Below are 15,299 nucleotides of genomic sequence, written 5' to 3'. Positions count from 1 at the left end.
TACTGTCCATGTACCTTTATAACCATGTTTTTCCACTTGAACCATAAATATCTCATATAGAAAGAAGCAGGATAATTTTCATGAAAAAAAGAACAGAAACAATTAAAATCAGGCTCCTGACCTTGTTTAAAAATCTGTCATTGAAATGGAAGATTTTCTTTATCGTGCTGTTAAATGTAGTCTCTCTCCTGCTGTTTTCCTTCATTGGCTTCAACATACTTTCGAAGACCTATAACGAACTGCTCTACCGTTCCATCGCGGGAAATTTGAGTTTTTCGGCAAATACCATATCGACTAATCTAAAAGATGTGGAACGCCTGTCCTCCATTATTTTATCGACGTCATCCATTCAGACTTCCCTGTCTGCAATCCATGAGTCAGAGGATGCCGTGGTCCGTTCCAATGCCAACCGGAACATCAACACAGCCCTGTCTTCTTATTATGAGACCTTCCGGCAGAATGGAGTCTCTTACATAGTCCTGTACAATGACTCATTTTCCAACACTACCAACTGGGCGGCTTACAATAAGACAGATCCCGGCTTTATTGAAAAAGCCCTGCAAAACGCGGAGGCCGGCGACGGTGCGGTCAGCTGGACTACCGGAGGCGGCAGTACCTCCGGCCTCTTTCTCGGAAGAAATATCAGGAAAATCGAGGCGCTGGATTTCTCCACCATTGGAAGGCTGCTGATCTACGTGGATACCGACAGGCTGATCAATACGATCAACCGTTCCTTCCAGACCTTCGATACCGGCTACTACATTCTGGCAGACGGACCGGACACCATCTACTCCTCGGCCGGCCTCTCCAAAGACCTGGTAACCCAGACGCTCCAACTGGAGGACGACACGTACCAGACCCTTCGGGTGGACAACCACACCTATTTCGCAGTAAGCAGCAATATTCCGTATTACGACTGGCGCTACATCAGCCTGATCCCGTTTGACTCCATCATTCACTCCATCGGACGCTCCGCGAAAATCATTCTGGGCATCATGGTGCTCGGCATTCTGATCGCCCTCGCCTTAACGCAGTGGCTGATTTACTCCATTCTTCGCCATTTCAACGCGCTGATCGTTAAGATGGATGGATTCAGTAAAAATGAGCTCACCCTGGAGCAGTCCGCCTATGATTACAGCGTCCGAAACGATGAGATCGGGCGGCTTCACCAGCGTTTCGACCGGATGGCCACCCGGATCCGGACCCTGGTGGACACGAATTATAAAAATGAACTGCTGCGCAAGGAAGCCCAGATCAAGGCGCTGGAATCCCAGATCAACCCGCATTTCCTCTATAATACGCTGGAATCCATCAACTGGAGGGCAAAGGCATCCAAAAACGCGGAAATATCCATGATGGCGGAGTCTCTCGGAACGCTGCTCCGCTCCACCCTCAGCAATCACGAGTCCCTGGTGGAACTGGACTACGAGCTGGAGCTGGTCCGCGCCTACATCACGATACAGAAAATACGGTTCGAGGACCGTCTGGACTTCGTCTCCCTGGTGGCCGACGATCTGCATCATATCCTGATGCCGCCGCTGACCATACAGCCGCTCATAGAAAATGCCATCCGCTACGGCATGGAAGAGATGACGGAGACCTGTCACGTGGAGCTCCTGGTACGCCACGAGGATGATAAGGTCCTGATCCGGGTAAAAAACAACGGTTCTGTTTTTGAAGAAGACCTTCTCGAAAAATTAAAGAGCCGGGAAAAGCAGCCGGGCGGCTTCGGCATCGGTCTCATGAACATTGACCAGCGCATCCGCCTGCTGTTTGGCGACGCGTACGGTCTTGAGTTAAAAAATGAGGACGACTGCGCAACCGCCGATATCCATATACCATTTCAAGTCAAGGAGAACCAATCATATGCTGAAACTGATCATTGCAGACGATGAACGCATCATCCGGGAGACCATCTCCACAATTATTGACTGGAGCCAGTATGGGATTGAACTGGCCGGTCTCTGTTCCAACGGAATTGAGGCCTACAATATGATTTTAGATGAATCTCCGGACCTGGTTATCACGGATATCCGCATGCCGGGCATGAACGGGCTGGAGCTGATCGGCCGGATATCCGAGACGGATCTGGACACCCAGTTCATCCTTCTCTCCGGCTACGGGGAATTTGAATACGCCAAACAGGCCATGAAATATGGGGTCCGCCACTATCTTTTAAAGCCCTGTAATGAGCAGCAGATCATTGACGCCGTAAAGGAAAGTGTCAGTGACTGCTACGCCAGGCGCCAGGCGCGCCGGATATTGGACTCCCAGTTCAGCCAGGCGGACAGCATCCGCCACAATGTCGTCTCCAGTATCATCAACGACGTCCTCTATCTGGAGAAATCGCTGGATGAGATTATTCCCACCTATGAGCCCTACATGGATTTTTACTTTACGCCCTACCGTCTGTTCTACATTTACTATCTGGAACAGGAGAATCTGGAGGAATTTCTGGGCCTTCTAAACGATTTTGCCCAGAACTGTCTGCCGCAGGTCAGCATCTACGGAATCTATGTGCGAAATACCTTCTTGATCTTCTGTCAGGACATCTCCTTTGACTTCGGCCAGCTGAAGGCGAAGCTGGACCGCGTCAGCTTAGAGGGCCAGCACACCAGCCTGGAGCTTCAAATGGAGACGTATACCGACTTAAAAGGCCTGTTCGGCGTCGTCCTCGAAAAGATCCGCAGATTCAGCACCTTTTACTACGTAAACAATTACCATGCCTTATGCACCTGCAATTATACCGCAATCACCCAGGAGACTGAAAATTACTGCCGCGCCATTGCCGAGGGCAGCGCCTCCGCCATGGAAAGCCTCATGGAACTGATCTCCGATATCATGGACATCCGTTTCCTCAAACAGCTGTCTGGCAGTATGTTCCTGAAAATCACGCTCGGCAACCCGAATATCTCCGGCTCCGGCCTCACGGAGTGGCTGATGCAGGCCGAGGGGGAGAGTGATCTTGACGCGCTGAAGGAATCCGTCTTTCAAAAGCTTACAGATCTTATGGAGGGATGCTCCAGAACGGAAACCGTCAGCAGCATGACCAGGCAGATCTTTACATATATCAGGGAAAATCTGGAGAATCCCAACCTGACGCTGAAATACATTGCTGAGCAGCATTTATATATGAATGTAGACTATGTATCCAGAAAATTTCAGAAGGAGACCGGCATACGCTTTTCCGATTACCTGACCAATGAGCGGATTCAAAAGGCAAAGGAATACATCGAAAACGAGGAGATGGACCGGATCTCGGATATTGCCGAGCGGGTCGGCTTCGGCAACAATCCACAGTATTTTTCCCAGCTCTTCAAGAAGAAAACCGGCATGGCCCCCAGCGCCTACATCACCGGCTTACGCGGACCGGCCGGCCCAGCGGAACCCAGTGCATCCCACTAGCGTATTTGAAAATTCATTTCAGGAGGAACTTTAAGATGCAGTATCATTTTCAGCCATTTTTTCACAATACAGCCGCAGACCATCTCACGGCTGATTCCGACCGGCTTGACATACCGGAGCTGTCAGACGGCTTTGACCCATCACTTCTTTCTTTAGCCAACGGCATTGCAGGGAGTATGATTCCCCACAGCTATATCACAGAACGGGTCCCCTGCGGGCTCTACGCGGTTCATATCGCACTGACCGCCGTTCAGGATGTGGAACAGCTCTTTCTCTTCACCGGAAGGAAACTTCTGCGTGATATCATCACCCTGAAGAAGGGGGACCGGTACGAACGCACCTTTTACCAGTCCATAGCCGGCATCATTCCACGCTACCACGAAGCGTACTATCCGGTTGAAAACCTCTTTGTTACGTTCTGTACCCCGGAGCCCGGCGCTGTCCGGATTGAGGCCTGTTATGCCGAAGCAGCCGATGCGGTTGAGGCAGCCGGTGCAGCTAATGTCTCCGACGGCGTAACGACAGTCTATCTCTGCGGGGATTCCACCGTCACAGACCAGTCCGCGGAAATCCCCTATCTTCCGGGTGCCTGCTACGCCTCCTGGGGCCAGGCACTTCCGGCGTTCTTAGACGGCAGAATAGCCGTAGAAAACCAGGCGCACTGTGGGCTGACGACGGAAACCTTCCGTCAGGAAGGCCACATGGACATCGTGAAGCATTTTCTCCGTCCGGGTGACTTCTGCCTGATCCAGTTCGGCCATAACGACCAGAAGCTTCCCCATCTGCGGGCCGACAGGGAGTATCCTGTCAATCTGCGAAGATACATCAAAGAAGTCCGGGACCTGGGCGGAATTCCCGTGCTGGTGACCTCTCCCGGACGCAACATCTGGAAAGAGGACGGCACCTACCATGAGCTGCTGGCGGAACACGTGCAGGCGGTAAAAGATGTGGCCGTTTCCACGAATACCCCGGTCATCGACCTGCATGAGTTCTCGGTACGCTTCTATGAAAAGACCAGCATGGAACGCTCCTGCGGGTACTTCCATCCGGGTGACTACACACACACCAATGAGTACGGGGCGTGCCTGTTTGCTTCCTGCATTGCAGCCGGACTCGGCCGGATATTTCCCGAAGTATTTCATGTAACCGCCGGTCCCTCCGACTTCACGCCACCGGAAAATCTCTGGGATCTGCTGGACAGCCAGAACAACCGTGCCGACGGTACGGAACAGAAGGAACAGTTTGATGCGATGGAAAAATCAACTGCTGCGCTGTTGAAAGCGTTGGAAGAGGCGGATCAGGCATCATCGGAGGTGTGACAGACGCCGAAGGTGGTTTGACTTTAGCAGTAATGGTAATAGATTTCATAGATTTTATACCTCATAATAGATTTATGGACTAAGTATATTTTACCATAATAAGAAGTAAAAAGTAAACAAATGTTTGAAAAACAAAAAGGAGAAGGAGCTCGCGAAAGAGTCAGGAGGGGCACAATTCCTCTCATGTCTAAAGACACGAGTCTCCATGTGCATTTTATGAATCATATTTCGTTCCATCATGTCCGAATAACTTTTCGTCTGTATACTTAAAACCCAACTGCTCTAACGCGCGTATTCGCTCTGCTGCTGCGGCTATGGCTTTTGCAGCAATTTTATCGCAATGAAAGAGTGTATACGCGGGTTCTATGATCATTTTCAATATTTTTGTAATTTCGTCTGCTCTTTCGTAATCGCTCCGGATATCCAATCTGAGCAGTCCATTGTCCGTAAAACAGTCCGTAGCGTGTATAATAAAAGTCGTCACTGCCGCAATTATCACTGTTAAAAAATGATACGGCAGCTTTGTCAGAATAAACCTTTAACAAATCGGATTTATCCTGCTGACTGGTCATTCTCAAAATATAACTGTCATTCTCAAATACAGGGCAATTTTCATAGACATCGGTCATGACGCGCCTCCCTCAAATTTTCATTATTTTACTTATTCTATCACATTTTAGAGTACGCGGATATGTCTGTAAAATTTTTTCCTTTAACGGAACATTTTTCCGGAAAGTAAAACAGGACATTTCATCATCTGAAATGTCCTGCAAACCGTTCCATCACGAGTGTTTCCAAATCCGCTAATGTTTCCACCGCGTTGATATCATTCCGCAGTTTTGCCGAATGAGGCAGTCCGGCCGTATACCAGGCCATGTGCTTGCGCATCTCCCGGATTCCCAGATACTCTCCTTTGTGTTCCACCGACATCTTCGCATGGCGCAGAACCATGTTCTGCAGTTCCTCCATGGTTGGGGACGGAAGAAGTTCCCCCGTCTCCAGGTAATGGAGCGTTCTCGAGAATATCCACGGGTTGCCCTTTGCCCCTCTCGCAATCATAATTCCATCGCAGCCCGTCTCGTCCAGCAGCGCCTTTGCATCCTCGGGGGCAAAGACGTCTCCATTTCCGATGACCGGTATCTTCACGGCCTCTTTTACCCTGCGAATAATATCCCAGTCTGCGGTCCCGGAATAATACTGTTCCCTCGTCCTGCCGTGAACCGCAACCGCAGCCACGCCGCAGCTCTCGGCCATCCTGGCAAATTCCACCGCGTTCACATCGCTGTCCGTAAAACCCTTGCGGAACTTCACTGTCACAGGCTTTTTTACAGCCTTCACCATGGCGCCAAGAACCGCCTCCGCCAGCTTGGGATTCTTCATCATCGCTGAGCCTTCGCCGTTATTAACGATCTTCGGCACGGGGCATCCCATGTTGACATCGATGATATCAAAAGGCCCCGGCTCGATGAGCTTCGCAATATCCGCCATAATTTCCGGATCGGAACCAAACAGCTGAACCGAAACCGGACGTTCTCTCTCTTCTACCTCCAGGAGCGCCTTCGTATTCCTGTTCTTATAAAGAATCGCCTTCGCGCTCACCATCTCTGTCACCACCATGCCGCAGCCCTGCTCCTTGCACAGAATGCGAAATGGCAGGTCGGTTACCCCTGCCATCGGCGCCAGAATCAGATTATTCTCAAGTGTTACATTACCAATCTTAAGCTTCACGATTCCTCTTCCTCATCAATCTCTTCTCCCAGATAAAAAACCCGGTAATACATCTCCAGGGCCTCCAAAAGATCTCTCTTTTCCGTCTGGTACTGTTTGATCTTCAGCACACTTCCTATTTCGTCAAATAAATAATCTGTCTCCTCAGCCGTCACTAAAAACTCCAGCGTACCATCCTCTTCAAATTCCAGCGTCAGAATTCCGCCCACATCCTCTGTATACAGCACACACATAATCTGAAGCTCCTGCCGTATGTTCTCAGGAAGGTTGGAAAACTGTTCATTAAAATAGTACTTCTGCTCATAGGAATTGGCTCCGCATAATACAATACGATCCTGTTTCTCCTCTATCATAAAAACACCGTTCCTTCTATGGTTATTTCATCCGAACGTAGTATATCACAAGACAGAACGAATGACAATAGCCCCTAAAAATCCGTAGTACACCGCTTCACCAGTCTGCAGGGGACCTGGCTCTTCTGCTCCACAGATTTCTCCTCGCCCCGCAGAACCGCCATCATCTGATCCGTGGTGATGGCGCAGAGCTCTTCTACCTTGTTGTCAATGGAAGAAAGCTCGGGATCACAGCAGATGGAAAGCGCAGAATTATTAAATCCGGTGATGCAGAGTTCCTCCGGAATCTTTAAAAGCTTGGCGTTGGCGTATTTGATCGCACCCACGGCCAGGCCGTCGTCCGTAGCCAGCACGCTGTCAAACTTCAAATCCCGCCGCTCTAAAAGAATGTCTCTCACCGAATGGATCCGGTTCTTTACATACAGCTTTAAGTCCCCCAGCACAGGCAGTCCATGGTCCTTTAAGGCCGCCTCATATCCCGCCAGCTTCTGATTCGCACTGTAAGAATGGGAATCACACAGAAACAGAATCCGTCTTCTTCCCGCCTCAATCATCTGCGAAGCCACGTCATAGGTAGCGCCGTAATCGTCGCTGAAAGCACAATACACATGATCGCCCTTAATGTAACCGTTAATCATAAATACAGGAACCGTCTTCGCCGCATTCCTTACGTAATCCGCCTTCCGGTCGTCTCCGCCCTCGCCGGCATACGTCGATCCCACCAGAATCAGCGCGTCGATCCGCTTATTTAACAGAAGACTCACATACTTTTCCTTATTCTCCTGCCGGGATCCGCTGCAGCAGAGAATACAGTCATACCCGTACTCGTGCAGACGGCCTTCCAGGTGAAATGCCGCCGATGCCATATAGGAATCCGATACATCCGGGCAGATAATCCCGATGGTCTTCATAGAGTCCAGTCCCAGGCCCCGCGCAAACACGTTTGGCGTATAACCGTTCTCCTCCATGATGGCGCGGACCCTCTGTTTTGTCTTCTCGCTGACACGCGGGCTGTCGTTCACCACACGCGATACGGTGGCGATGGACACCCCTGCAAGCTCTGCTATATCGTAAATATTCATTTTGAACCCTCTTTATCCTGACGCACCGACGCTCTGGAACACAGTGCGAAAGCGCTTACACTTTTTCTTACATTATATCTGATCCATTCATGAAAAGCAACCGTATTCTTTTTATTTTCCCTATTGACGAAGTGACAAAAATGGTGTATGGTTTATGTAAGTACTTACATTCTATATCAACTGGAATATTTAAATTGTAACCCTGAAGCCGTGCATCTTCTTATTTTCGTAAAGCACGAAAGTAAGAAGCTCGGGCGTTCCGCCCTATATCAGTTTGTACAGCTGAATCGTTACATGGAATTGCAGAAAGGAAAGAACGATTATGCAGGACTTTATTAAAATTCACTCCGGGGATAATGTAGCTGTAGCCTTAAAGCCGCTGGCCTCCGGCACCACCGTAACTGTGAATGATCAGACGGTCACGCTCGTCTCCGATATCCCTCAGGGACACAAGTTCGCTTTAACCGACATCGCAGAGGGCGCTTCCGTCATGAAATACGGCTGTGCCATCGGAATCGCAAAGGAACCGATTTTAAAAGGAAGCTGGATCCACACGCACAATTTAAAGACCGGGCTGGGCGATCTGCTCACCTACTCCTACGACAAACAGGAAACTGCTCCCACGCCAGCGGAAGAACGCTTCTTTCACGGTTACCGCCGGCCGGACGGAAAAGTCGGCGTCCGCAACGAGATCTGGATCATCCCCACTGTAGGCTGTGTCAATAACGTTGCCCAGGCCATTGAGCGTCAGGCTAAGAGCCTCATAAGCGGAACCGTAGAAGATGTGGCGGCTTTCCCACACCCCTATGGCTGTTCCCAGATGGGTGACGACCAGGAGCATACCAGAACCATTCTGGCCGATTTAATCAATCATCCCAACGCCGGCGGTGTCCTCGTTCTCGGCCTTGGATGCGAAAACAGCAACATCACGGAATTAAAACGCTATATCGGAGAATATGATGAACGCCGTATCAAGTTCCTGGCAGCACAGGAATCTGACGATGAGATCGCCGACTCTCTGGAACTGATCCGCGAACTGGCCGCTTATGCCGGCAGCTTCGAGCGTGAACCGGTCAGCTGCAGCGAACTCATCATTGGCATGAAATGCGGCGGATCCGACGGACTCTCCGGCATCACAGCCAACCCCACAGTCGGTGCATTCTCAGACATGCTGGTGGGCGCGGGCGGAACCACAATACTGACCGAGGTTCCCGAGATGTTCGGGGCGGAGACACTGCTCATGAACCGCTGTATCAATGAAGAGACCTTTGAAAAAACCGTTCATCTGATCAATGACTTCAAAAACTATTTTACCAGCCACAATCAGACCATCTACGAGAACCCGTCTCCCGGCAACAAAAAGGGGGGTATCTCTACCCTGGAGGACAAGTCGCTGGGATGCGTTCAGAAATCCGGCAGCGCTCCGGTCATGGACGTCTTAATGTATGGAGAACCCGTTCACACAAAAGGCTTAAACCTGTTAAGCGCCCCTGGTAATGACCTGGTCGCCTCCACCGCGCTGGCTGCCTCCGGCGCCCACATCGTACTCTTCACCACAGGACGCGGTACACCGTTTGCCTGTCCGGTTCCGACCATGAAGATATCGACCAACACTGCGCTCAGCACAAAGAAGAGCAACTGGATCGATTTTAACTGCGGCAGACTGGTAGAAGACACGGATATGGACACATTAAAGAATGACTTCTTCGATTTTGTCCTGGAGGTTGCTTCCGGAAAGAAAGTTAAGTCAGAAGAAGCAGGCTTCCATGATATGGCCATCTTTAAGCAGGGAGTTACACTATAGAAATCATATAAAGGAGAGTATTTCAAATGGAAAAGTTATGTTATGAGACACTGGAGAAACAGGGCTACGACGGATATTTGTTAAAGGACGCACCGGAACGTGTGCTGCAGTTCGGCGAAGGTAATTTCCTGCGCGCTTTCGTGGACTATTTTATTGATATGATGAACGAAAAGGCAGGATTTCATTCCAAAGTCGTTTTATGCCAGCCCATCGCTCCCGGACTCGCTGATATGATCAATGAGCAGGAAGGCTTATATACTCTGTTTTTACGCGGTTTTGAAAATGGAAAGAAGGTCAATGACAAGCGTGTGATCTCCTGTGTCAGCAGATGTTTAAATCCCTATCAGGATTACGACGCCGTTCTCGCCTGTGCAGAGAATCCGGATTTACGTTTCATCGCCTGCAACACAACGGAAGCCGGCATCACCTACGATCCGGCCTGCAGCTTTACCGATGTGCCGGCGGACAGCTATCCGGGAAAGCTGACTCAGTTCTTATATAAGAGATTCGAAACGTTTGGAAAAGAAGCCGGAAAGGGCTTTGTCATCCTCTCCTGCGAGCTGATCGACAACAACGGAAAAGAATTGGAGAAATGCGTCCTGCAGTATGCAGATCAGTGGAAATTAGGAGAAGAATTCGTCACCTGGATCAAACAGGAGAATATATTCTGCTCCACTTTGGTAGACCGGATCGTAACCGGATATCCGAGAAATGAAGCCGCTTTCATCTGTGAAGAGCTGGGCTACCAGGACAACATTATCGACACCGGAGAAGTCTTCGGATTCTGGGTCATTGAAGGACCTGAGAGTTTAAAAGAAGAGCTTCCATTTGAGAAGGCCGGTCTTCCGGTCCTCATCACCGACGATCACAAGCCATACAAGCAGAGAAAGGTCCGTATCTTAAACGGTGCTCACACCTCCTTCGTCTTAGGCGCATACTTAGCCGGCCAGGATATTGTCCGTGACTGTATGGAAGACGAAGTGATCTGCGGCTTTATGAACAAGACCATTTACGATGAGATCATCCCGACTCTGACGCTTCCAAAGGAAGAGCTTAAGAGCTTCGCCGCTTCTGTTACGGAGCGTTTTAAGAATCCATTTATCGATCACGCGCTGCTCTCCATCTCCTTAAACTCCACCTCCAAGTGGAAAGCACGCGTTATGCCTTCCTTAAAGGGCTATATTGCAAACACCGGCAAGCTTCCGGAATGTATCACCGCTTCCTTTGCATTCTATATCGCGTTCTACCACGGAAAGCAGCTTACCGAAGACGGACTGATTGCAGCGAGACCGGCCGGTAATGAATATACGGTAAAAGATGACCGCCCGATCCTTAAGTTTTTCTACGATCACAGGGAGGACGATGCAAAGACTCTGGTTTACGCAGTCTGCTCCAACGAAGAGTTCTGGGGTGAGGACTTAACCGCCATCGCCGGATTCGAGGACGCCGTCGCCGGTTATGTGGCAGATATCTGGGAAAAGGGTGCTTATGAAGTGATGAAGGGTTGTCTGGGTAAATAGTATTATAACGAAAAAGAAACAGGGCAAATGCACGAATCCCCACGCGATGCATCTGCCCTGCTTTATTATTCCGCTCCCTGGCTTCTATTCTCCTTATTCCGCTCACGTCTCCACACGGATCCAACACCTCCCGGCTTCTCCCTTCTCCATACAGAGAACCACTTCCCAGCCCTCGAAACCACCGTTCAGGAAGAAAATTGGATTTACTTCTTCCGGTTCCCTGTCCAGCTCCAGAACTACGTGTCCGCATTCTCCGCAGATCCGGAATCTATTTTTTCCATTCAGACATTCCAGTCCGCCCTCATGCTTTCCAACCAGAGGGATCACCCAGCGTACCTTTTCCGCACATTCTTCCACGACTGCGCGGATCATAACCCCGTACTCCTCCATGCGATAACAAAATCTGTATGCTCCGTCCCATTCGGAAGATACTACCATATGCGACCGGTCTGTCAGATGTCCCGAGGCCTCAAGACAGACTGCCATTCCGCTCATGGCAGCATCATGTTTAAAGACGGCTCGGTAATCATATGCACTCGATAAATATGGTCCCCCGCAAGTCTCCAGCCTCATCGTCATAGGTCTGTGACCGCTCTTTTTTAAGGAAAGCTGACCATTGGTGGGCTCGATCAGAGCGTACTCGACGGTAGATGAAGCCATAATCATTCCCACATTTCTGTGCCACAGCATGGTCATCGTTCCTCCCGAAGCATGGCCGCCCGGCTTATATTCAATATCGTATGCCGTCACCGTTGCTATAAAACCGCCCCATGCCATCCGGTATGTGTCAATTACCGGCCAATATTTTATTGGAACCAGATGCTCCGACGGAAGCTCCGACGGAGTTACATTCACGGCTCCGGAATCCAGGAGCAGCGCCAAGGCCTTTGCCTTGCAGAATGTATGGTGTACACAGGGCAGTTCCCCGTGTGCATAATAATCGGTGCCTCCATAGAGCATGCCGTCATGGGTACACTGTTTATATAATTGAATATTCCGGTATGAAGCCTCCGAAAATACCGGTTCCTCATCTCCCAGAAGTCCATATGCCAGCTGACAGCCATCGGAAGTCCTGCTGCCCCAATAGCTCCATTTGTAGTTTCTTGTCCCTACCGTATTATCCCAGCCTCCATCCGGGTTCATAAATTCCAGATGCGCCCATAGCATGCGCTTTACCTCAGCACGTACCAGCTCATTTTTCCTGATTGCTCCATAGGCCAGAAGAGAAGCCAGACTCTCTTCCACATTGTAGCCGATGTCCACGGGCCTGCAGCCTTTCGGCGACACAGCGTCCCTCGGTTTCCCCTCTCCAAAAAACAGACCTTCTTTCGCAATATACCGCATACAAAAATCTGCCATCTCATCCGAACGCCTCAGATATTTTTCCCGCTGAAAATACGTCCCGGTAAGCGCCATCGCCTCCGCGCAGGCGGCATGGTAATTGATATTGACATCAAACTGCGGCGTGATCGTCTGAAAGACCCATTCCGCCGTCGTATATAGCCGCGCTTCCCACAGTTCTTTCTCCTGTTCAGAAAGCAGGGAGGCATGAAACTCCAATGCATGGGTCAAAGCAATCACAGAAAAAACGGTGATTCCCGCCCAGTCATTCTGAGCGTCATTATAGTAACTTCCGTCATCACAGAGCAGATTCTCACTCCACTGAAACAGACGTTTAGCAGCGGTTAAATATTTCTCCTCGTTTAATCGGTCTGCCAGAACCATCATCGGATAGATCGCGTCGTGGCATCGCCCATGGATCATCATACAGGATGGGCAGAAAATGCCGCCATCAAGACGTGGATTATTCTCCTCTTTAAACTGAAGTCCGATCAGCCCGTCACACCAGCTTTTTAACAATTCCATGTACTCATTTTCTACATTCATGACTCTGTTCTCTCTCTTAAATCTATGTGATATGTCATCCCATCAAGCTCCATATGAAAACCGGACTTATCCGCGTACAGGCCGCGGACGTCCACGTCGCCTTCCGCCCCACCGGCAATAAAACCGTGGCAAAGTACCGTGTCTCTTCATCGCTGTTTCCCCCTCCGCCCTTCAAACCGTCCTCTTCCTCCCCGCATTTCTCCTCCTGGAAATCCAGAATAAGTGAGGGGCGTTTCTGATCCATCGCTTCTGAAATCCACCCATTGCGTAAAGATGGTTTCATTCTGCCGTCTCCTGCAATGATTAATGAAGGGGCTCCTGGCTCCCAGAAGATAGTTGTTTGACCGGCCGATCTTCCCCTGGAGCGTGTCTGAAAATTGCTTTCTGTCAGATGTGCGGCACATTTTGTGGGAGATTTGCCCCGAATGAGTGCGGTGCAGCGGGCTGCGTTAAGTGAATTCGGGGTAAACCTCCCGCGAAATGGGGCGTGCAGATGGCAGGAATGAATTTTCAGACACGCTCTGGTATAATTAACCTGAAAATGAAGCTCCACCCGGTCCTCTCTCCCGAGCCCATCGACCCGGTCAATCACAGCAAGGAACGGCTGCTCCTCTGAAAAGCCGGTAATCAGAACTCTTTGGTGACGGTATCCTTCAAAAACGTGTTCTGCCGCAATCCGGTACAGCCCGGGATTCCGCCTGTTTTCCAGTAAAAGTCCTGTAATCTTTCCTCTCCCCTGTTCCCCGTAGCTCCACGAAGATCGATATTCAAACGGCTCTTTTCCATTGACAGTCAATGTGGTATGGGAAAATGCCGACTTAAACAGTGCTCTCTCCGGGATTTCATTATAAGTAAAACGCCCCGGATCCGCGATCATATTTCTGCCATACGCCGTAAAGTCGAATCCACCCGGATCCATATGCGAGTGAGAGTTCTGCACCGGAAGGCGGCAGGCAAAAAACAGGCTGACAGCCTCCCTGTTCCAGGCAGTACGAATGCACACCTGTGACAGAGGCTTAAACCATGCCGTCAATGGAAGTCCTGCCTCCCAGCTCTCCTTTTTCCCCTTTCTCATTCTGTTTTCAAACTGCCTCATCAGCTCTTCAAACCGTTCTGGAGCCGGACAATCCCATATGGAAGATAAAAATACCCCGCGCACGGTATCCTGGCCTGCAAGGCGCACAGCCATCTCTACAAGCTCTGTATCGCCAAATACGAACCACCCGTACAGCACACTCTTTATCGGAGCAGCTGTCGCATCCGAATCTCCCCACGGCACTCCTACGCCTGTAGGTCTGCACGTATGAAGCGAATAGATAAGTGCCTGGCGAAGCCCTTCCTCAAATGCTCTGGTAAAGCAGGCGTTTCCATTCTTTTCTTTAACCGCCAGAAGGGAACGCAGCAGCAGCACAAGACACTCATTATGATAGTGAGGGCAGCCTTCCAGCTGCCCCCCGCCCTCTGTATACTGCTTCGCCAGACAGCGTTCCAGCTCTGCCGCGGCCAAAGCACGCCATTCTCCCGCCCCCGGCAGTTCCGGAAATTTACAGGATGCAAATAACAATCCGCACATCTCCATCAGATAGTGATTATGGTCCGCTCCCGGATAGAGACGCGGGCTTACAAACTCCAACACTTCTGCATGTTCCGTTACGGACTGCCGCAGTCCTTTTCTGATCTCTTCCGTCACATAAGGAGTATCTTCCAGACAGTCCCCGATCAGATACCAGGACAGGAACATGCGAAAGCCCGCTTCCAGACTTCGCCAGGGAGCATACTTCGGCTCCCCCGCGTCAAATTTATCAATCAAATCGGCTGTCCGCGATACTGAGGAATATCCCCCCGCACCTCTTACCGGTATAGCAGGCCTTTGGCAGACCTGCACCCAGTTTTTAAACTCTGTCGTCACCTTACTGGCATACCTTCCATCTCCCGTCAGCATAAATGCCTCGATAAGTGTCTTCCAGTGTCCCATCCGGTTTAGGACAAAGACAGCCTCCCTGTCTTTCTGCGGCGTCGGATTCTCCTTCCACATCGGTGGATTCCCGACAAACACGGGACTTCCGCCGCTTCCTGGAAGAATCAGCATCCCCTCCAGCGCCAAATCAGCTTCACGAATTATATTATTTTTCAAATCAGGAATGTGTCGATTAATAAAGGATGCGGTTTCAATCAGACGTTGATTCATGAAGCTTCCCTGC

Annotated in this window: 11 protein-coding genes; 5 read left to right on the top strand and 6 right to left on the bottom strand. The window is 50.3% G+C overall.

What is annotated here, in order from left to right; translation table 11 throughout:
* The first annotated feature begins 80 nt into the window (after window positions 1-80).
* The 3 genes from M1L66_RS10065 to M1L66_RS10055 are packed head-to-tail and all read left to right on the top strand — an operon-like array spanning window position 81 to window position 4,724.
* The gene (locus M1L66_RS10065) at window positions 81-1,895 is read left to right on the top strand and encodes a sensor histidine kinase (protein ID WP_434692673.1); all 1,815 of its coding nucleotides are present in this window, start codon (window positions 81-83) and stop codon (window positions 1,893-1,895) included.
* Entirely contained in the window at window positions 1,867-3,405 is a 1,539-nt protein-coding gene (locus M1L66_RS10060; RefSeq protein ID WP_434692671.1) for a response regulator transcription factor, read from the top strand. Before M1L66_RS10065 ends, M1L66_RS10060 begins: the two co-directional genes overlap by 29 nt.
* 35 nt (window positions 3,406-3,440) lie before the next feature.
* Entirely contained in the window at window positions 3,441-4,724 is a 1,284-nt protein-coding gene (locus M1L66_RS10055; RefSeq protein WP_434692670.1) for a rhamnogalacturonan acetylesterase, read from the top strand.
* Window positions 4,725-5,056: 332 nt separating this feature from the next.
* On the opposite strand, the gene M1L66_RS10050 is transcribed toward M1L66_RS10055, so the two are convergent.
* From M1L66_RS10050 to M1L66_RS10035, 4 genes are all read right to left on the bottom strand, one after another.
* Window positions 5,057-5,353: a hypothetical protein gene (locus tag M1L66_RS10050; RefSeq protein WP_434692667.1), complete on the bottom strand. Its 297-nt coding sequence runs from the start codon at window positions 5,351-5,353 to the stop codon at window positions 5,057-5,059.
* Between the two features lie 124 nt (window positions 5,354-5,477).
* Window positions 5,478-6,452 carry a tRNA dihydrouridine synthase DusB gene (gene dusB, locus M1L66_RS10045; protein ID WP_434692665.1) on the bottom strand — a complete coding sequence of 325 codons (975 nt, stop codon included), beginning with the start codon at window positions 6,450-6,452 and terminating at the stop codon, window positions 5,478-5,480.
* A complete protein-coding gene (locus M1L66_RS10040; protein WP_187021710.1) occupies window positions 6,449-6,805 on the bottom strand; it encodes a DUF6145 family protein in 357 nt (118 codons plus the stop codon). The genes dusB and M1L66_RS10040 overlap by 4 nt, the downstream gene beginning before the upstream one ends.
* A gap of 74 nt (window positions 6,806-6,879) precedes the next feature.
* Window positions 6,880-7,887: a LacI family DNA-binding transcriptional regulator gene (locus M1L66_RS10035; RefSeq protein ID WP_187021712.1), complete on the bottom strand. Its 1,008-nt coding sequence runs from the start codon at window positions 7,885-7,887 to the stop codon at window positions 6,880-6,882.
* A 322-nt stretch (window positions 7,888-8,209) separates the two neighbouring features.
* Here M1L66_RS10035 and M1L66_RS10030 point away from each other — a divergent pair, with 322 nt between their 5' ends.
* Window positions 8,210-9,691, top strand: a complete 1,482-nt coding sequence (locus M1L66_RS10030) for a UxaA family hydrolase (RefSeq protein ID WP_187021713.1) — start codon at window positions 8,210-8,212, stop codon at window positions 9,689-9,691.
* Window positions 9,692-9,717: 26 nt separating this feature from the next.
* Entirely contained in the window at window positions 9,718-11,211 is a 1,494-nt protein-coding gene (locus M1L66_RS10025; RefSeq protein ID WP_187021715.1) for a tagaturonate reductase, read from the top strand.
* A gap of 102 nt (window positions 11,212-11,313) precedes the next feature.
* On the opposite strand, the gene M1L66_RS10020 is transcribed toward M1L66_RS10025, so the two are convergent.
* On the bottom strand, window positions 11,314-13,098 hold the full coding sequence (locus tag M1L66_RS10020; RefSeq protein WP_434692663.1) for a hypothetical protein: 1,785 nt from the start codon (window positions 13,096-13,098) through the stop codon (window positions 11,314-11,316).
* Window positions 13,099-13,132: 34 nt separating this feature from the next.
* On the bottom strand, window positions 13,133-15,286 hold the full coding sequence (locus tag M1L66_RS10015) for a heparinase II/III family protein (protein WP_434692661.1): 2,154 nt from the start codon (window positions 15,284-15,286) through the stop codon (window positions 13,133-13,135).
* Window positions 15,287-15,299 lie beyond the last annotated feature (13 nt).

Origin of the sequence: Hungatella sp. SB206, from assembly GCF_051132295.1 — a bacterium.
Lineage (GTDB): Bacteria > Bacillota > Clostridia > Lachnospirales > Lachnospiraceae > Hungatella > Hungatella effluvii.
This window is presented reverse-complemented; position numbering and strand designations above follow the sequence as displayed.